The organism is Enterococcus sp. C46 (assembly GCF_040887565.1).
Taxonomy (GTDB): Bacteria; Bacillota; Bacilli; order Lactobacillales; family Enterococcaceae; genus Enterococcus_B; species Enterococcus_B lactis.
In genome coordinates, this window is sequence record NZ_JBFOGA010000003.1 from 1 (window position 1) to 18251 (window position 18251).

The 18251-nt window shown below is 35.1% G+C and carries 20 protein-coding genes and 1 pseudogene; 4 read left to right on the forward strand and 17 right to left on the reverse strand.

Annotated features, from left to right (window positions below):
* Positions 1-370 (forward strand): VanZ family protein (locus AB3I27_RS05575; protein WP_368022919.1); only part of this gene is annotated, 370 nt, incomplete at its 5' end.
* A 412-nt stretch (positions 371-782) separates the two neighbouring features.
* On the opposite strand, the gene AB3I27_RS05580 is transcribed toward AB3I27_RS05575, so the two are convergent.
* From AB3I27_RS05580 to AB3I27_RS05605, 6 genes and pseudogenes are all read right to left on the reverse strand, one after another.
* Positions 783-1043 carry a hypothetical protein gene (locus AB3I27_RS05580; RefSeq protein ID WP_002289617.1) on the reverse strand — a complete coding sequence of 87 codons (261 nt, stop codon included), beginning with the start codon at positions 1041-1043 and terminating at the stop codon, positions 783-785.
* A gap of 184 nt (positions 1044-1227) precedes the next feature.
* On the reverse strand, positions 1228-1725 hold the full coding sequence (locus tag AB3I27_RS05585) for a GAF domain-containing protein (RefSeq protein ID WP_002293167.1): 498 nt from the start codon (positions 1723-1725) through the stop codon (positions 1228-1230).
* A gap of 128 nt (positions 1726-1853) precedes the next feature.
* The gene (gene budA, locus AB3I27_RS05590) at positions 1854-2564 is read right to left on the reverse strand and encodes an acetolactate decarboxylase (protein ID WP_002308805.1); all 711 of its coding nucleotides are present in this window, start codon (positions 2562-2564) and stop codon (positions 1854-1856) included.
* A gap of 12 nt (positions 2565-2576) precedes the next feature.
* Positions 2577-4241, reverse strand: coding sequence for an acetolactate synthase AlsS (alsS, locus tag AB3I27_RS05595; protein ID WP_002308803.1), 1665 nt, complete (start codon positions 4239-4241; stop codon positions 2577-2579).
* 205 nt (positions 4242-4446) lie between these two features.
* Positions 4447-5109: a hypothetical protein gene (locus AB3I27_RS05600; RefSeq protein WP_010727117.1), complete on the reverse strand. Its 663-nt coding sequence runs from the start codon at positions 5107-5109 to the stop codon at positions 4447-4449.
* A gap of 9 nt (positions 5110-5118) precedes the next feature.
* Positions 5119-5712 (reverse strand): annotated as a pseudogene (locus AB3I27_RS05605) (carbohydrate ABC transporter permease); the annotation flags it as partial.
* A gap of 82 nt (positions 5713-5794) precedes the next feature.
* On the opposite strand from AB3I27_RS05605, the gene AB3I27_RS05610 reads away from it, so the two are divergent.
* The 3 genes from AB3I27_RS05610 (at position 5795) to AB3I27_RS05620 (ending at position 7981) form a co-directional block, all read left to right on the forward strand.
* Positions 5795-5989, forward strand: a complete 195-nt coding sequence (locus tag AB3I27_RS05610) for a hypothetical protein (protein ID WP_002285758.1) — start codon at positions 5795-5797, stop codon at positions 5987-5989.
* Positions 5979-6332, forward strand: a complete 354-nt coding sequence (tnpB, locus tag AB3I27_RS05615) for an IS66 family insertion sequence element accessory protein TnpB (RefSeq protein WP_368022920.1) — start codon at positions 5979-5981, stop codon at positions 6330-6332. Before AB3I27_RS05610 ends, tnpB begins: the two co-directional genes overlap by 11 nt.
* 101 nt (positions 6333-6433) lie before the next feature.
* On the forward strand, positions 6434-7981 hold the full coding sequence (locus AB3I27_RS05620) for an IS66 family transposase (RefSeq protein ID WP_002296127.1): 1548 nt from the start codon (positions 6434-6436) through the stop codon (positions 7979-7981).
* Positions 7982-8143: 162 nt separating this feature from the next.
* Here the strand turns inward: AB3I27_RS05620 and AB3I27_RS05625 are convergent, their stop codons facing one another.
* The 11 genes from AB3I27_RS05625 to AB3I27_RS05675 all read right to left on the reverse strand — a co-directional run bounded on the left by AB3I27_RS05625 (position 8144) and on the right by AB3I27_RS05675 (position 18240).
* A complete protein-coding gene (locus AB3I27_RS05625; protein ID WP_033603048.1) occupies positions 8144-9079 on the reverse strand; it encodes an LCP family protein in 936 nt (311 codons plus the stop codon).
* 180 nt (positions 9080-9259) lie between these two features.
* The gene (gene galU, locus AB3I27_RS05630; RefSeq protein ID WP_010718188.1) at positions 9260-10132 is read right to left on the reverse strand and encodes a UTP--glucose-1-phosphate uridylyltransferase GalU; all 873 of its coding nucleotides are present in this window, start codon (positions 10130-10132) and stop codon (positions 9260-9262) included.
* 21 nt (positions 10133-10153) lie between these two features.
* Positions 10154-10894 (reverse strand): acylneuraminate cytidylyltransferase family protein, encoded by a 741-nt coding sequence (locus tag AB3I27_RS05635; protein WP_368022921.1) that lies wholly within the window; start codon positions 10892-10894, stop codon positions 10154-10156.
* A complete protein-coding gene (locus AB3I27_RS05640) occupies positions 10891-11805 on the reverse strand; it encodes a Gfo/Idh/MocA family oxidoreductase (protein ID WP_010718190.1) in 915 nt (304 codons plus the stop codon). The genes AB3I27_RS05635 and AB3I27_RS05640 overlap by 4 nt, the downstream gene beginning before the upstream one ends.
* Positions 11802-12785: a Gfo/Idh/MocA family protein gene (locus AB3I27_RS05645; protein ID WP_010718191.1), complete on the reverse strand. Its 984-nt coding sequence runs from the start codon at positions 12783-12785 to the stop codon at positions 11802-11804. Before AB3I27_RS05645 ends, AB3I27_RS05640 begins: the two co-directional genes overlap by 4 nt.
* Positions 12786-12789: 4 nt before the next feature.
* Positions 12790-13935: an aminotransferase class I/II-fold pyridoxal phosphate-dependent enzyme gene (locus AB3I27_RS05650; protein WP_010718192.1), complete on the reverse strand. Its 1146-nt coding sequence runs from the start codon at positions 13933-13935 to the stop codon at positions 12790-12792.
* Positions 13925-14614, reverse strand: coding sequence for an acetyltransferase (locus AB3I27_RS05655; RefSeq protein WP_010718193.1), 690 nt, complete (start codon positions 14612-14614; stop codon positions 13925-13927). The genes AB3I27_RS05650 and AB3I27_RS05655 overlap by 11 nt, the downstream gene beginning before the upstream one ends.
* The gene (gene neuC / locus AB3I27_RS05660; RefSeq protein WP_368022922.1) at positions 14587-15735 is read right to left on the reverse strand and encodes a UDP-N-acetylglucosamine 2-epimerase; all 1149 of its coding nucleotides are present in this window, start codon (positions 15733-15735) and stop codon (positions 14587-14589) included. Before neuC ends, AB3I27_RS05655 begins: the two co-directional genes overlap by 28 nt.
* On the reverse strand, positions 15735-16742 hold the full coding sequence (neuB, locus tag AB3I27_RS05665) for an N-acetylneuraminate synthase (protein WP_010718195.1): 1008 nt from the start codon (positions 16740-16742) through the stop codon (positions 15735-15737). The genes neuC and neuB overlap by 1 nt, the downstream gene beginning before the upstream one ends.
* Before the next feature lie 10 nt (positions 16743-16752).
* On the reverse strand, positions 16753-17763 hold the full coding sequence (locus AB3I27_RS05670; protein ID WP_368022923.1) for a UDP-N-acetylglucosamine 4,6-dehydratase family protein: 1011 nt from the start codon (positions 17761-17763) through the stop codon (positions 16753-16755).
* A 12-nt stretch (positions 17764-17775) separates the two neighbouring features.
* On the reverse strand, positions 17776-18240 hold the full coding sequence (locus AB3I27_RS05675; protein ID WP_368022924.1) for a polysaccharide biosynthesis C-terminal domain-containing protein: 465 nt from the start codon (positions 18238-18240) through the stop codon (positions 17776-17778).
* Positions 18241-18251: the final 11 nt, after the last annotated feature.

Sequence of the window (18251 nt, forward strand, 5' to 3'; positions counted from 1 at the left end):
TCTTTATTTTTTAGTATTAATTTATCTGCTCTTTTTAAAAAACATTGGAATAAGAGGACTAGAATCCAATCCTTTATCATTTCTTTCTGATTTTATCAATGGGGATGCGATAATCGTGATGCTGAATATAATCATGTTTATACCATTAGGCTGGATACTATCATTAAATAAAAAACATCTAGGCATAGTGGTTTTGGGTATCTGGTTAATTGAAATAGCGCAATATGTTTTTCATTTAGGAATATTTGATGTAGGGGATATTATTGCAAATGCTGCTGGTTTCGTTGTGGGCACTATAATAATGGAATCTTTATTCAATAAATTTTCATTTGAAATTACGTCTTTTAGTTTAAATAAAAAAATAAGATAAAAATAGAAACATATACTGGAAGCTAGAACAAGTACTTGAGGATATGACAAAAACTTTTTTAATGATTATGTTTGTTATTTAAAGATAATGTCTGCAATTAAATTAAGTGAAATTAGAGAAGCTATAATCATTATACTTTATTTGTTATTAAATTTTGGCAACTAAAAGGACTTTAGAGATACCTTATATATAATCTAAAAGAAGCGAAGGAGAATTTCTGACAGTGAAGCAAACGAAACTAGTTTTTATATACTGAACTAGATTCAGGTTGTATAGAGAATCGATTAAAGAAAATTTACAATTATTGTGCCACTTAAAAAGAAAAGTGACATATAAAAAAACAACGCCAACTAAATAAAGTGTCTTCAAAAGCTTGGACTCCTCGCTTTTGAAGACACTTTATTTAAAATCTTTATGAAACTAAAGTATGTTCATATTTATTGCTGTAATTATATAGATATTCTGTCGTTTCCAACTCATAAACGTGAGTGTATTTTGCCACTACTTTTCCGCATTTTTCTAATATTTCATTGCGATCGACGTCATGATATTCATCTACGCAGATCACAACACAATTTTCTAATTTACTGATTACTTCTCCAACCACTTTTTGTTTCAAGCCAATAGGTTGGCAAATATATTTTTTTCCTAAAATGATAGTTTCGTTATTCATATTTCATCCATCCTTAATGTGTTTTTCATTATTTAAAATGATAATACCATTAAAATATGATTATGAAAACTAATAACGCTTGTGATTTTATAAAAAAATAAAAAAACCGAAAAACAGATATCCCCCTGTCTTTCCGGCTCTTTTTATTTTTGATTTTTCTTCTTTTTTGTTTCAATAGTCAATTTTAGTTATTAATAAATGAAAAAGCATTTATATTAAAATTTGCTAATAAAAGATCTACATATTTTTCTAGAAATGCTTGATCGATTTCATCATACCCTTTCGTTACTCCGCAATCGATATCTAAAACACCGATTAAATGACCTTCTTTTACCATTGGTACAACGATTTCTGATTGTGCGGCTGAATCACAGGAAATATAATTTTCATGTTTTTTGACATCGTCAACGATCAATGTCGCTTGTTTTTCAGCTGACTCTCCACAAACTCCTTTTCCCATCTTGATACGTGTGCAGGAAACTCGCCCTTGGAACGGTCCTAAAATCAATTCATTGCCATCAAATAAATAGTATCCTGCAAAGACAGTCTCAGGTAATGTTTCATTCAACAATGCAGATGAATTTGCTAAATTTGCTAACCAGTTATCTTCTGCTTCTAATAATCCTTGTTGCTGTAATAATAGAATTTCGTATGCATCTTTTTTCTGTTTTTCTGTCCACATGATAAAAACCGCTCCTTTTTGATCTATGGAAAAGATTATAGCTCAGTTTTTTGGTAAACGCTAGGTTTGCTTTTCAAAAAAGCGAGATACGTTAGCTTGGTTACCTTAAACGCATCTCGCTGTCTTTTTTATTCTGCTTGTTGGATTTCTGCTGCTAAATCAGCATAATCAATCGTTTCGTGAACAAAAGTCGGATCATCAACTGGAAAGTGCTGTACAAGAGAAGAGATGCGGCTGATTTCCACGTTTCCTTCAGCCACTTCAAAATCCATTACATGTCCGCCAAATGTATGTGTATCATCGATAAAATGCAGATGAAATCCCGCTGCAGCAACTCCTTGGAATAATTCAGGGGTAAAGAACCCGACTAATGTTCCATGAATGTTGCTTTGTTGGAATTCTGGTTGAGACTCTGAAATTTTTGCTAGTCTTCGATAAGGTTTTTCTTGTTTCGGCATGATACGGATATGCATGTTTTTGAATAATCCAGTTATCTTCACTGCTAAAAATAGATTTTCCCCATCTTCTTTTACTAAGATGTGTTTTTTCAATTGTTCTCCATCTGCAGATTCTAAAACAGAAAAACTAGTATCTGGCGTAAAATCTGTAATTGCTGCATAGGGGGTAAGTTCACTTCCATCTAATTGGACAACTGAGCCATCTGATCTTCCTTGATAAGCTACGCCATCTAAAAAGATGACTTCACCATCAAGTCCATGCAATGTTCCCAATCCCAGAGTTCCTTTTTCCAATATGTGAGCAATCGTTTCTGTTCCATCCATCAATCCGGCCATCAAAGCTCCCAATGTCCCGTGCTGGTATAAGATTTTTTCAGTCATGTCGACACTTCCTTAATAGAATTGATCTGGTAAGATTGTTTCTCCCAATTTCTCATTATCACGGTAATCGATCGGAATATCAATAATTACGGGTCCTTCTGTCGCAAATCCTTCTTCTAAAGCTTTTTCTAATTCCTCTATACTTGTAGCTCGGATCCCTTTAGCACCAAAAGCTTCTGCATATTTCACAAAATCAACTGGACCAAAGTCTACACCTGACGCCCGTTGATATTTCATTTTTTCTTGGAACTCTACCATATTGTAGCGTCCATCATTCCAAATCAAATGAACGATATCCAATTTTTTACGTACAGCCGTTTCTAAATCTTGGGCAGAGAATAAAAATCCGCCATCTCCGGAAACTGATACAATTTGTGTATTTGGACGTACCAGTGCAGCAGAAATCGCCCACGGTAATGCTACACCAAGCGTTTGCATACCATTACTGAATAATAGATGTCGTGGTTCATAACTTCTAAAGTGGCGTGCCATCCAAATATAATGACTCCCTACATCTACAGTAACGGTCATATCATCTGTTACTTTTGATTGAAGTGTGTTGATGACTTCTAAAGGATGCAAAATACCTGCTTCTCCTTTTGATTGGACAATATCCCGCTCCGTTAGTTTTGCTTGAAGAGAATCTAAATATTCTTTCGCATCTTCTGACACTTGTTGAGGCTCTAATGAACCTGTCAGTAAATCAATAGTGGCTGAGATATCACCGATCAATTCTCTTTCAGGCTGCATAAACGGATCGATTTCAGCTGGTGCTTCATCGATCACAATGATCCGCGCATCTTTTTCTGCGTTCCAGTTTCTTGCTTCATATTCGATTGGATCATAGCCAATTGCGATGACTAGGTCGCTTCGTTTCAAAAGCATATCGCCTGGTTGGTTTCTAAACAATCCCACTCGACCAAAGAAATGCGCTTCTAATTCACGTGAGATCACTCCAGCTGCTTGGAATGTCTCTACAACAGGTAATGCTGTCTTTTCAACTAATTGCCGGATAGCTAACGTTTCTTTTTCACTTGATCCCCGCATACCTACTAATAATACCGGTAGTTTTGCTTCCCTGATGCGTTCGGCTAAGTAACGGATATCATCTGCAGAAGCAGAACCTAATTTAGGATCACTCAATGGCTTGATGATATTACCTTGAACTGGCGCATCCACTACATCTTGAGGAATGCTGATAAAACTCGCTCCTTTTTTTGAGCTTTTAGCCATACGATAAGCATTAGCAATCACTTCTGAAATTGTTTCCGGATCTTGGATTTCTGCACTGTATTTTGTGATTGGCTGGAACAGCGCTGCATTATCCATGCTTTGATGGGTCAACTTCAATAGATCGCTTCGTTTTACTTGCCCGGCAATTGCTAAAACCGGGTCTCCTTCTGCTGTCGCTGTTACCAAACCTGTAGCTAAGTTACTAGCACCTGGACCACTTGTTGCGATAACAACCCCAGGTTCTCCTGTAATACGTCCGATTGCTTGTGCCATAAATGCAGCATTTTGTTCGTGACGAGTTACAATTAATTCAGGACCTTGATCCTCTAATTCATTAAATACACCATCGATTTTTGCGCCTGGTATACCGAATACATAATCAACGTGATGGTTAATCAAACTTTCTACTACAGATTTCGAACCTTGTTTCATTTTTTCAGCCATTGAACATCGTCCTTTTTATGCTTTATTTTTAATTATTAGTTAGAAATAATCACAAATAAGTGATACAGTTTCTAAACCTGTTTCATCCAGAAGTATAGCACGTTTTATTTCATTTGTTTAGCCATATGTTTCAAAAAATGAAAAAGAATGACAGATTTTACATAAAAAACTGTCATTCTTAATTGAAAGTTTCAATTTATAAATTCTACAGATCCATCGTTTTCATCAATTTACGATTGTTGAAGTAAATCAAACCAAATACGATAGAGGGACCTAGTGGAATACACCATTGGGGCTTTACGAAAAAGAAGAGAAACAAACTTGTCAATAGTAAAAAATCTAGTAAACTCACATACCATTTTTTCAACGTATAGTAGAACGCTATCCGTAGAACTTGATTTGGTTTCGACGCTGAATTTCTCACCTGAAAATACCAGCAGTTGATGCTAAAGGAAACTGATAAACAAGCAAGTAAAACAAACAACGGAATCAACCATTTTCCATAAGAAAAACGTATAAAAAAGAAACAATCAAAAATCGCTATCACACTAACTATCCAAGCAAATAGCCAATAAAAAAATCCCTTTAGCCAAAATCGGCGAAACGTCTTTATGAATAAACGTACGGATGAAAAACTTTTTTCTTTTGCTAATTCTTCTGTCATGCCTATCATCACGATGCAACCCGGACCAATAAAAAGCAAAGAAAAAATAAAGGAAAAGACATTCCTTCCATCTATTGACAAAAGGAACGCAGCTGCTATATATAAGATATTGACAAACCAAAAACAAAGGCTACTTGCCAACGATTGATACAACCAATAAAAGAATTCCATATAAACATTTTTGTCAAAACGCTGCTCTTTCATAATCGCCTCCTATTCCTTCATTCCTGATGAAGCGATCCCTTCTACAAAATATTTTTGCATCGCTAAAAATATAAAAGCAACAGGAAGAACAGAAACAACTGAGGCAGCCATGATTAATGCGTACTCTGCATCAAATAGCCCAATAAACATTTTCAACCCTAACTGGATTGTTTTATTTTCCGTAGAAGACAAATAAATGAATGGCCCCATATAATCGTTCCATGTATTAACGAATGTGATGATCGTCAAACTGGCAATCGCCGGTTTTGTAAGGGGTAAAATGATCTTTTGATAGATTCCCCATTCTGATAAGCCATCGATCCGCGCACTCTCACATAAAGAATCTGGGATACTACTGTAATATTGCTTCAACAAGAACACACCAAAAGCATTGAACGCTTGTAATAGCACCAATGACCACAACGTATCTGTTAAGCCCACTTTTCTCATCATGATGAACTGAGGAATCATATAAGACTGCCAAGGGACAGCAATTGTGCCGATATATGCTAAAAATAAAATATCACGCCCTTTAAAATTCAGTTTAGAAAACCCGTAAGCAGCAAAACTAGAAGTAAACAACTGAATCAATGTGATCACAACGTAAGCGCCCCATAGAACAGTACCTTACTAACAAATGCACCTCAAGATATACTTGAGCTATCAAGAAGTCTGGAGGTTTTCTATGTATAAATTAAATGAGATTGTTCCTGTCCAATTAGGAAACGAAAAGAGTGCACCAGAAAAAGGTAAACCCGCGGCTGCCAAGTTAGCGATGCGCATCAAAAGAGAGAATGGTTCTGAAGTTTTGATCTATAACGGTATTAACAATTATATTCTTCAAGCTATTTTGAAAGAACTGTTGTCCAATGCTTTATGATTTACTTCAAACCAAACATATTTATATTGTGTGCGGAAAAACAGATTTGCGAAAAGGAATTGATGGTCTTGTCAGTCTTATTCAACAAGAGTATCAACTCGAGCTTTACGAAGATGCCGTTTTTTTATTTTGCGGGAACCGTCAAGACCGTTTCAAACTTCTCTATTGGGACGGTGATGGTTTTCTTCTCTGTTATAAGCGGATAGAAAACGGCAAGTTAAAATGGCCTCGGACGAAAGACGAAGTTCGAACCTTAACGAACCAACAGGTTCGATGGTTGTTAGAAGGATTAAGTATCGATCAACCTCGAGCTATTTTGCCAGGAAAAAAAGGAGTTTTTTAAGCTGGGGGGTTAACACAAAAAATGTGTTGAACCCCTATTTCTTGTGCGTTTCTTGTGGTATTCTGTAACAAAATCAGTTCGATTCAAGGTGGTGAAAAATTTTGGAAACTACAGATACGTTGCTTCAGTTGCTTCAAGAAGCCCATAAAACCAATCAAGCACAACAACAAACCATCCAGAATCTTACAACTGAAATCCAACTATTGAATGAAAAGGTCAATTATTTAACCAACAAATTATTTGGACGCTCTAAAGAGACTCTCTTTGAGGAAACGAATGGGCAATTGAATCTTTTTAGTGATGAAGAAATTTCTGTAAGTGTTCCAGAAGCAGCTGCCACCATTATTCCAGTAAAAGGACATCAACGAGTTGTAGGAACGAAAGCAGACAAAATCAAACACTTACCTATAACAGAGAAAGAACATCTCCTTCCTTTGGAAGAACAATTTTGTGAACATTGCGGTTCACAGATGAAAGATATCGGACGGACAAAAGTACGAGAAGAAATTCGTTTCCATCAGGCTATGTTGGATTGTCTCACCCATTATCAACATACCTATTGTTGTAAAAGCTGCGAAAAAGAAGGACTTTCTTCTTTTAAAAAAGCGATCGTTCCTAAACCTTTGATTTCTAATAGCTTAGGTTCCAATAGTTTAGTGGCGGAAACGATCCGGATGAAATTTGGTCAGAAAGTTCCTGCCTATCGGCAAGAGAACTATTGGAAACAAACACATGGGTTGGATATTTCGAGAGATAATATCACCAATTGGCATATTAAAGCAGTGCAAAACGCGTTAGACCCTTTAGGAGAACGATTAAGAGTCTATCTTAATCAAGAAGAGATTCTACACGGGGATGAAACAAGTTATCGTGTGATTGAAAGTGCCAAAACAGATACCTATTACTGGCAGTTTTGTACAGGAAAAGACAGTCAGCATCCCATCGTTTATTATCACCACGACGAAAGTCGTGCTGGAGATGTTCCGAAAACTTTTCTCAAGGAGTTTACAGGGTATTTACACTGTGACGGCTATAGCGGGTATAATGCCGTGGAAAGTGTACGACTTGTCTATTGTTTCGCGCATGTTCGGCGGAAATTTTTCGAAGCAATTCCAAAAGGAAAGAAAAACACGGATATTCCCGCAGCTCAAGCAGTCAAACAATTGGATAAATGGTTTGTCCTAGAAAAGAAATGGAAAGACTTTTCTCCTGAGAAGCGATTAAGCTGTCGGCAACAAGAACTGCGTCCATTATTTATTGCTTTTTATGAGTGGATGGCAACGATAGATCCTGTTGCAAAATCCAAGTTGGATGCAGCCGTTCAATATGCGTGTAAACTACGAAGTGGTTTTGAACCTATTTTTGAAGATGGTCGTTTAGAACTCACAAATAATCGTGCGGAGCGAAATATCAAAGAGCTGGTGATAGGACGGAAAAATTGGTTGCATTCCACAAGTCTTGAAGGAGCACGAACTTCAGGAATCATTCTGAGTGTATATAAAACAGCAGAACTTAACGGATTGAATCCTGTAAAGTATCTAGAGTTTCTATTTGATAAGATACCAAATCTTCCCGTACTTTCAGCAGAAACTTTAGATCAACTGTTGCCTTGGAACAAGGATGTACAACAACATTTTTCTCGTAACTAAAAACGCCAAACATTCCCGATTCTATTCTATAGGTCGGGTTATTTGACGTACAGGTACTGTTCTATGGGGCGCTTACCCACGCTCTTGCTTACTCTCACGTCACCCACTTCCTTTCACAAAAATGGCGCCCCACATCAGGACGCCATTCATCACTATTGGTACTTAAAGGTCCAACTCACCTTTCAAGATGTCTTGCACCCGTTTCAACTCATCTTCGGAAACCCTTTGGTAACTGATATTGTCTTGCATGAAGCCTTCTCCTTGCATCTGTTCTGTCTTCACATTGGTAAAGGCATCCCGATAATTCAAGGCAATCTTCTTCATGTCAGCAAAATGCATATCCGTGGTCACATTGGACTCCATCGCCTCTAAGACTTCTTGATACTTAGTAATCCCATCCATCGACAACAGCTTCTTCACGACACCGACGACGATGGCTCGCTGCCGTTCTTGCCGACCATAGTCTCCTCGAGGATCTTCCTTACGCATCCGGGAAAAGGCAAGTGCCCTATCGCCATCCAACGTGTTTAAGCCATGCTTGAAGGTATAGCCACTTTGAGTGAACTCACCACTATTGGAAACCTCCACGCCACCTACCGCATCTACCAGTTCCTTGAGGCCTTTCATGTTAATAGCTACATAATGATCAATCGGAATATCTAGATAACTTTCCACCGTATCCATCGACATCGCCGCCCCACCAAAGGCATAGGCGTGGTTAATCTTATCATCTGTCCCATGACCCACGATCGGCACATAGGTATCTCTGGCAATGCTGACAATCGTAGTCTTCTTATCTTTCGGATTAACCGTCGCCACCATCATGGTATCCGAACGCCCTTGTTCCGTCCGACCCAAGTCCCCGGTATCGATCCCAAGTAACAAGACTGAAAAAGAATCTTGCTCTCCCAAGTCTACTGCCTGTTCCCGCTTGGCTGGGTTTTTACGTTTAACAGATTCATACGTCTGATCCGCTGACCCTCGGACATCGAAATAAACCTTGGCACCAAGTCCGACTACTACCAATGTGATTGCAAGAATTAGTCCAACGATTCCTAAAATGATTTTTTTCCCTGTTGACAATGAATGATCCCTCATTTCCCTGACTAAGTTAAACAAAAGTACTGCCTATTTACTCAATAACACGCTATTCTTAATGATAATTAAGTTAGTGGGGGATGTCAAAGCAAATTTGATCTGTGAGACATTATATAGAAGAAATCAAAAAAATCCTAATCAACAATTACTTAAGGAAATCAAATATATTTGACAATGTAATTATAGCGTTGCAGCAAGACGCTTAATATAAGCCTTCAATTCTTCACCAATTTCAGGATGTTTCAGACCCATTTCCACATTAGCTTCAACCATGCCTAGTTTGTCACCAACATCATAACGCTTGCCTGTAAATTCATGGGCAAAAACCCGTTGAATCTTATTCAAACTATCAATGGCATCCGTCAACTGAATTTCATTGCCCGCACCAGGAGTTTGATTTTCTAAAACTTCAAAGATTTCAGGTTTCAATAAGTAGCGACCAATAATCGCTAAATCGCTAGGTGCATCTTCAGGCTTTGGTTTTTCCACAAAAGAATTCACATCATACAAGCCCTTAGAAACTTCCTTATTTGGATTGATGATCCCGTACTTAGAAGTTTCGTTATGGGGAACCTTCATTACGGCCAAAGTCGATGCTTGAGTTTGTTCATAATCATCAATCAGCTGTTTCGTTAAAGGTACCTTATCTTCCATGATGTCATCTCCCAACATCACGATAAAAGGTTCATCCCCCACAAAAGCCTTCGCCTGCAAGACCGCATGTCCCAAACCTAGCGGATGTTTTTGACGAATAAAATGCAAGTTAATAGCAGTCGTCGCTTCGACCAATGCCAACAACTCAGTCTTATTCTTTTCTGCAAGATTTTGTTCCAACGCCAAATTCGCATCAAAATGATCCTCAATCGGCCGCTTGCCTTTACCAGTTACCACCAAAATATCTTCAATGCCAGAAGCAATCGCCTCTTCAACGATAAATTGAATCGTTGGCTTATCAACAATTGGCAACATTTCTTTGGCAATCGCTTTTGTCGCTGGTAAAAACCGTGTACCTAACCCCGCTGCGGGGATGATAGCTTTACGGACTTTTTTCATTGTTATTCATCCTTCATAAAATTAATTTTGATGAACCAGCTGTAACGCATCAGAATCCTTTAAAAATTTCGGCATTAGAAATTCCAACCATTCAAAATCCTCTTCACTATCAATATCGAGTATCAAATAATCTTTCATCTCAATTATTCCACATTTTCCATCGAAAATATATGTGTGTTCTTTCAAAAAATCTGGCTTAAATGAATACATAGAAGCATTCATATCATAAACTTCTGGTGCTTGTTGTCTTGATGTGTAGTTGGATTGATTAACAATACTAATTTGATTATTGTAATTTTTAACCATATTAAAATATGGATTCCTTCTCGCAGTTACCACTGAAAAATATATATCTTTATCAATATCATCAATATGATTTTGTACAAGATTTTCTAAATCTGACAACTCTCTTAAAGGTGAGGTGATATCTAAATCCACAATTAAATCAAAAGCAATCGAGTCATTATTTATAGCTAAGTAGGTATCTCTAATAACCTCGATTTTTCCAACAGTGTCCGTAGCTAATTGATCCTTACGATCGACTAATATTATTTCAGAATCAAGTTGCTTCGTAATTTCTTTTAATTCATTACTATCTGTGTTTAATCCAATCACACAATTAAATTCAGGATGATTTTCCTTAAACAAATGAATTAATGAAATAGCATATCCTACAAGTGGCTTTCCAGCTAAGGATTTCAAATTTTTATTTTTTAACCCCTTGGATCCGGCTCTGCCACAAATAGTAAATAAGATATTCATCTGTTTTCCTCCGCAATTTCTAGAACTTTATTGGCATGATATAGATTATTCCAGTTCGATTTATTTTCCACAACAATTGACATAAAATATTGAATTTCATTTTGATACATTTGATTCGGTTGTTCTTCAAATTCTGCAACAGATTCTCCGTTCAGAATTACTTTATTCTCCAATAAATCAACTTCCAAATTACCTTTTGATGTGAAAAATTGGAACTTACGAGTTGAAGGTTGGCCAAAATAATCTAAATGAATTTCTATTATTTTATCGGAGTACTGAAGTAAATATATTGCTAAATCATTACTGTCAATTTCTAGATTTGAGTATTTACCAAATACTTTGTTAACTTTGTCAGGCAACCCAAAAAAATCAACAACATAATCCAACTCATGAATACAATCTAATTCGACTCCGCCCCCCATAGATTTTATTGCAGAATAATTTGTCCTGTAATCACCTTGACGCCAATTAGGTAAATAAGTAGAACATATTACTCTACCTGAATAAACCTCTAATGAAGTTAACAGTTCTTTTGCGAATTGTAGTACCTTTTTGTATCTCAAGGGTGCAGCAACATAAACTTTATTGTAATCTACTTTTAAATCTGTAAGATTTTCACTACTAGAAAATACTGGCTTTTCCAAAAAAATATAATCTACTCTAGGTTCAATTAAAGATATCGTCTCTAAATGCTTGAAGGTAGGATTTGTGATAAATGCAATATCATAATGATCAGCTAACTCTGTATCAGAATAAATAAAAGTTACATTCTTATCATTATCATCTTCAGGAGATTTTCCAGAACGATACGATGTAATCTCAAAATCAATATCATTTCTTTTTCCATAATCAGTTAAATTTTTCAAATGTCGCTTTCCTATCGAACCTAATCCAAAAAAAATGACTTTCATCTATTTAATCCCTCAATCTTATTAATTAAATCGATAGTGTAACTATCTTGATCAAAATCGTACTCACTCGGTGCATTAACTGAAATAACGTTGAAAAATTCTTTTATTTCTTCTAAATAAGCATCTTCAATTATTGTATGAGAATATGCATCATTATGAGTAACTTCACTATATAGCTCAATTTTCTCCATGCTTTCTTTTTCAGCATTCCAAACATACAAGCTGTCTGGATTTCCATGCCATTCAATTTGACAGCTTTCACTGATAATAGATAATTCACGTTTTGCAGTTCTAGACACTATATCTACAGTTAAACTTCCAACTACTCCATTTTCATGTTCCAGTAGTAGGTTATAACTATCCGGATAATCAATATCTAATGCGGATATTTTTTTTGATATAACTTCCATTTTCTTTATTTTTCCAAAAGTCTTAATAATCCATGGTAATTCAATTGCGAAGATTTCTCGGCAGCCATTTGTTTCTTTACGAGCAACAAAAAAATCTTGATATCTCTCCCATGGATGCCAATCTGGCAAATATTGTCCAACATGATAACGATAAGAAAAATTGTTATCATTGTTAAGCTTATCTTGAATATACTTAATCTCTTTCCGCTTTAGAAATGTTGAAGATAGATATAAAATTTTATTTTTTTCTTTAGCTTTCTTTTGTACTTCAGGATAGTAGTTATTCAATAAATTTATTTCTGTAAAAATATTACAATCCAAATCAAGTACTTGAGAAATTATTACCTCGTGTGTGATGGGTGATGTACAAATAAAGACTGTATCTATTTCAAATAAATTTTTGGCCTGTTCTAGATTAGAAAAGGTTTCAATATTAAAATCATTTGAAACTTCATCACACCGAGTTTTATTTGTATCAATACCACAAATTGAAACGTTTGGAGAAACAGATTGAATTAATCTCAATCGTCGTTTTCCCATTGAACCTAGACCAACAATCCCTATTCTCATCTCATCACATCCCTGTAAGTAAGTTCTTAAATTCTTGAATTACATAATCCTGCTCTTCATCAGTCATATTACTTCCTGATGGTAAACACAAACCAGAATTAAATAATTTTTCCGCAACACATTCTTCACTATGTTTATATAACTTGCATCCATTGAAAACAGGTTGTAAATGTAGTGGTTTCCATAGTGCCCGAGTTTCGATATTTTTCTCATTTAATTTATTAATAACTTCAACAATATTGTCGATGGAATCGATATTTTCAAATGTTAAGGTTGATAACCACCGATTCGATTTCATACCTTCAACTTCTGGCATCATTTTTACTTGATCAAAACTTGAAAAAGCTTCGGTATATTTTGAAAAAATACTTCGACGTTTATTAACTCTATCATCTAGAACTTCCATTTGTCCTCTACCAATACCAGCGCTAACATTACTTAATCGATAGTTATAACCAATTTCACTATGTTGATAATATGGAGCTTGATCTCTTGCTTGTGTTGCTAAAAATCTTGAATGAGTAACATATTTTTCCTCTGAAGAAACCAGTGCCCCACCACCAGAAGTGGTAATAATCTTGTTTCCGTTAAATGAATAGATACCAATTGTTCCAAATGTTCCAGATGCTTTTCCATAATAAGTTGATCCCAGTGACTCAGCAGCATCTTCTATCACAGGAACATTAAAGCGATTTGCCAATGCTAAAATTTCATTATATTTTGCCATCTGACCATACAAATTAACAACAATAATTGCTTTAGGTAATTGACCTACTTTTTCTGCTTCTTCAAGAGCGTGTCCCAATGCGACTGGACTCATATTCCATGTATCGGGCTCTGAATCAATAAACACTGGTTCTGCTCCTTGATAGAGGATTGGATTAACAGTAGCAATAAAAGTAAAGGTTGGTGCGAAAACAATATCTCCTCTCCCAATGTTCAATAATCTAAGTGCTAGATGAATTGCAGCTGTACCAGAACTTAGTGCCGAAGCACCTCCCTTAGATTCAACATAGTTTGCAATACTTTCTTCAAATTTATCAACGTTTTCGCCTAACGGTGCAATCCAGTTATCTTTAAAAGCTTTTGCAACATATTTTTCTTCGGTACCGCCCATATGTGGACTTGACAACAAAATTCTAGAATTCATCATTAATTCCTTCTTTCATAATTTTCGCCGGGGTTCCGTATGCTAAAACATTATCTGGGATATTAGACACAACTGTACTCCCAGCACCAATAATACTCCAAGAACCAATTTTTTTTAAGGGTACACATCGTGAACCAACTCCAACTAGAGTTCCTTCACCAACACTTACACCACCTGTCAAACAAGTACCTGGTGCTATATGTGCAAAATCATCAACTTCACCATCATGATCAATGATACACCCAGTATTTAAAATAACGTGATTTCCAATCAAAGCATCAGCGTTAACCACAACATTAGGCATTATCACAGTTCCATTTGAAACAAATGAATAATCAGATATACAAGCAGTAGAATGAATAGCACTCCCATAAAACTCATTTGGAATTTTTAATTTTTCATATATAGCTCTTCTTATAGAACATTGACCAATTGCAATAATAAAATAATAATTTTTTTTAATTTCTAATGATAAGGTATTTAGAAAACCCACATTACCTAAATATTTTAAATTTCTTAGAGTTGCTCTATTATCATCAACAAATCCATAAATCTCTTTTTCTTGAGAATATAGAATATCAACAACAACTTTAGCATGACCACCTGCACCTATAATAATATAAGGCTTGTCATTCTTTTTTTTATTAATCTCTAATACGCAATTCTTTTTTGAATCCATTTTAATGATTCCTTCTCATTTAAAATACTATTTAAAATCTCTACGACTTGTTCAGAAGTGTTCCCACTTCCATAAACATTAACTGTATTTTTTACTTTTTCCTGAAAGTCTTTAGATTGGATTTTACTAATTGCTTGTAATATTTCTGAACTACTAGGTTCTACATCAATTATATTTCCGGATCTTTCGCGTCCAAGTTGTCTACTTCCAATATTAATTACTGGAATAGAAAATGAAGCAGCTTCGATAATTCCTGAAGAAGAGTTACCTATCATAAATGAACACTCTTTTAAAACTGTTAGATACTCTTCTGGCGTCAAATTTTGTATAAAGTAAATATTATTAATATTTTTTTCTATATATACCGAACGAATAATATCTCCGCCAGCATCTCCATTAGGAAGTATACAAAGTATTGGTAATCCTACATTTTTTACACCATCAATTAACTCTGAAACTTGATATTCAATGTTTTCAATTTCTGTAACTACTGGATGAAAAACTAAGAGAATATAAGATTTTTTTTCAATACTCCAACTATACTTATTTTTAATACTTTGGAAAGAGGGAAGTTCTTCGTGAATAATGGAATCTATTCTAGGTGCTCCCACTTCAAAAACTCTCCAAGGATTTTCTCCCATTTTGATAATACGATTTTTACTTTGATTTGTAGCACAGAAATGGATAGATGCTAGCTTAGTTATTGCATGACGAATAGATTCATCAACCGTTCCAGAAACCTCTCCTCCATGCAAGTGGGCAGTCTTAATTCCTAAATATAAGCAGGAGATTGCAGCAGCAAGCATTTCACCCCGGTCACCTAATAATAAAACGAAATCCGGATTTTCTCTTTCCAATACATCAGTAAATCCAGCGATTTCTAAACTAACGGAGCGGGCCATATTACCTTTGGAATTCTCCAAAAATAAGCTTTGAACTTCGCCAATAGTTTTAAAAGAATCTTCTTTAATTACATTTTTAGAATAACCATGTTCCTTCACGAGATGCATACCAGACATTAAAAAAGACACATCCCAATTATCTGCTATTAATTGTTGGGCTACTGGTTTATAAATTCCATAATCAGCCCGTGTTCCGCTAATTATTATAATTTTCTTCATTATAATAGATCCTCAGTTAGTACATCATCTGACTTAACATCTCTTTTAACCTTTTTACCAATAACATCATATAAATATTTTGGAGCTAAACCGTTTCCCGGTCTTTTAATCGTTATATCATCTTTTGAAATTTTCATACCCGCTTCTAAATTGGAGGTGAATACAATACTCTTTCTTGCTACATTTTTCGTACTAATTTCTGAAGGCATAGCTCTTTTTATTCCATCACCTAAGAAAAGTTCTGCATCTCTGATTTTCTCAACAAAGGACTTAAATTCTTGAGGATTCAACGATGCTTTGTGATCAGGGCCTGGCAAATCTTGACTTAATGTAAAATGTTTTTCGATGACCTTTGCCCCCATCGCAACAGCGCAAATTGCTACCTCATATCCTAAAGAGTGATCTGAATAACCAATTGGCAAAGAGAATTCATTTTTCAAAGTATTTAACGCATTTAAATTAATATCCTCTGACATAGCAGGATAATTTGAAGTACAATGTAATAATGTCACTGGACTATATTGAAAACAATTCACAGCTTCTCGAACTTCTTCAATATTTGACATTCCTGTTGACAATAGAACTGGTAATCCATACATGTCAATCTCTCTCAAGAAAGGAATATTTGTCAAATCACCTGAACCAATCTTGATTCCTTCTACCCCGAGTTCTTTCAAAAAAGAAGCACTCTGATCATCAAAAGGAGTGGACAAAAAATCTATCTCCATTTCTTCACAATACTCTTTTATTGTAAAAAAATCTTCTTCTGTAAGTTCTAGTTTTTTTAACATATCATACTGAGATTCAACTTTTTCAAGATTCTGTTTCTGATAATTAGCCATCTCTGCTTTCTTTGAAGTTAAACGACTTGTTTTAAATGTTTGAAATTTCACTGCGTTAGCTCCACACTCTTTGGCAGCATCAATACTTTTTAAAGCTAAATCTACATTTCCGTTATGATTAACACCAATTTCAGCTATTACATATACTGATGATTGAGTCTCCATAAGATCACTCCTAATTCCATTCAATGATTTTATTCTCTTTAATGACATTCATTAATTCTTTTTTAGTCATTAAATCATTTGTGTTTGAAGAATATGAAGTAATTTTTACTGATTCATATTTTTCATATTCACGAGCGTCAGCATGAAAAAGAGGTGGAATGACATACATGCTATCATTTTCAAATGATCTTTCGATTTCATTTGTAGTCATTAATTCTTCATATAATTTTTCTCCCGGACGAATACCAGTTATTTTAATTTCTCCCTTATATGCGTCAGAATGTTCTCTGTTATAATCTTCAATCATATACTCAGCAATTGTTGATATTTTAATTGAAGGCATTTTTAGGACATACGTTTCACCATAAGTAGAATTTTTTGCAGCGTCTATTACCAATTTTACTGCTTGTGGTATAGACATCATGAATCTTGTCATCTCATTATGAGTTAGAGTAAGATCAAGGTTATTTTCGATTTGCTTGCAGAAAAGAGGAATCACAGAACCACTTGATCCCATTACATTACCGAATCGCACACAAGAAAAAACTGTTTTAGTTTTTCCTTTATATTGATTAGCAGCTATCACAATCCTCTCCATCAACAATTTGGTTGCCCCCATTGTCGTAGTGGGATTAACAACCTTATCTGTACTAATTGCTACAAATTTTTCCACATTATTACTAATTGCAGCTTCGATTACATTTTGTGTTCCATTGACATTAGTCTTAACTGCTTCCATTGGATTATACTCACTCGCAGGAACATGTTTCATAGCAGCTGCGTGAAAAATAATATCTACACCACGACTAGCATATTCCACCCGTTGGTAATCTCGAACATCGCCAATTAAAAATCTAACATTTTTATATTGTGCTAATTGTTGCTGCATATAAAATTGTTTTTCTTCCCCTCTACTGAAAATCCTAATAGCTTTAGGATTGTATTTTAATAATTGTCTAACCAACTCGCTTCCAATAGACCCTGTTCCACCTGTTACCAATATCACTTTGTTTTCAAACACAATGCTCTCTCCTTAAGAATTAAACTCTTGCAAAATTCTTTTTTTATTTTTTATAAAATATCCACCTATCACTACTAAACATACTAATAACAGAGTATATCTTAAGATTAGATGGTTAATGACTAAATGTAACACAACAGAAAAAATAATTATGAAAACAATAATAAACCATATTTTAGAAGTGTTAAAAAGTTGTCGATTTGTAATTTTTTTTGCCATAAAATAATGAAATAGAAATAGTAAGAAATACGTGACAACTGTAGTATACCCTGCCGCGATAATCCCCAATTTTGGTATAAAAACAATATTTAACCCAATATTAACAATTGCACTTGCCACTGTTCCTAAAGCTATATAAGTTGTCTTCTTTTCATAAAACTCTACGTTAACAGGTAAGCTATATAAAAATTGAAAAAAATACCCTAGTGAGATTGGAATTACTAATGACAAACCAGAATAGTATTCTTCAGGCGCCATAATTCGAGCTA

Excerpts from the sequence above, each read along its gene's own strand:
- AB3I27_RS05580 (WP_002289617.1), bottom strand. The coding sequence starts at position 1,043 with ATGAATAACGAAACTATCATTTTAGGAAAAAAATATATTTGCCAACCT.
- AB3I27_RS05585 (WP_002293167.1), bottom strand. The coding sequence starts at position 1,725 with ATGTGGACAGAAAAACAGAAAAAAGATGCATACGAAATTCTATTATTA.
- budA (WP_002308805.1), bottom strand. The coding sequence starts at position 2,564 with ATGACTGAAAAAATCTTATACCAGCACGGGACATTGGGAGCTTTGATG.
- alsS (WP_002308803.1), bottom strand. The coding sequence starts at position 4,241 with ATGGCTGAAAAAATGAAACAAGGTTCGAAATCTGTAGTAGAAAGTTTG.
- AB3I27_RS05600 (WP_010727117.1), bottom strand. The coding sequence starts at position 5,109 with ATGAAAGAGCAGCGTTTTGACAAAAATGTTTATATGGAATTCTTTTAT.
- AB3I27_RS05610 (WP_002285758.1), top strand. The coding sequence starts at position 5,795 with ATGTATAAATTAAATGAGATTGTTCCTGTCCAATTAGGAAACGAAAAG.
- tnpB (WP_368022920.1), top strand. The coding sequence starts at position 5,979 with ATGCTTTATGATTTACTTCAAACCAAACATATTTATATTGTGTGCGGA.
- AB3I27_RS05625 (WP_033603048.1), bottom strand. The coding sequence starts at position 9,079 with ATGAGGGATCATTCATTGTCAACAGGGAAAAAAATCATTTTAGGAATC.
- galU (WP_010718188.1), bottom strand. The coding sequence starts at position 10,132 with ATGAAAAAAGTCCGTAAAGCTATCATCCCCGCAGCGGGGTTAGGTACA.
- AB3I27_RS05635 (WP_368022921.1), bottom strand. The coding sequence starts at position 10,894 with ATGAATATCTTATTTACTATTTGTGGCAGAGCCGGATCCAAGGGGTTA.
- AB3I27_RS05640 (WP_010718190.1), bottom strand. The coding sequence starts at position 11,805 with ATGAAAGTCATTTTTTTTGGATTAGGTTCGATAGGAAAGCGACATTTG.
- AB3I27_RS05645 (WP_010718191.1), bottom strand. The coding sequence starts at position 12,785 with ATGAGAATAGGGATTGTTGGTCTAGGTTCAATGGGAAAACGACGATTG.
- AB3I27_RS05650 (WP_010718192.1), bottom strand. The coding sequence starts at position 13,935 with ATGAATTCTAGAATTTTGTTGTCAAGTCCACATATGGGCGGTACCGAA.
- AB3I27_RS05655 (WP_010718193.1), bottom strand. The coding sequence starts at position 14,614 with ATGGATTCAAAAAAGAATTGCGTATTAGAGATTAATAAAAAAAAGAAT.
- neuC (WP_368022922.1), bottom strand. The coding sequence starts at position 15,735 with ATGAAGAAAATTATAATAATTAGCGGAACACGGGCTGATTATGGAATT.
- neuB (WP_010718195.1), bottom strand. The coding sequence starts at position 16,742 with ATGGAGACTCAATCATCAGTATATGTAATAGCTGAAATTGGTGTTAAT.
- AB3I27_RS05675 (WP_368022924.1), bottom strand. The coding sequence starts at position 18,240 with ATGGCGCCTGAAGAATACTATTCTGGTTTGTCATTAGTAATTCCAATC.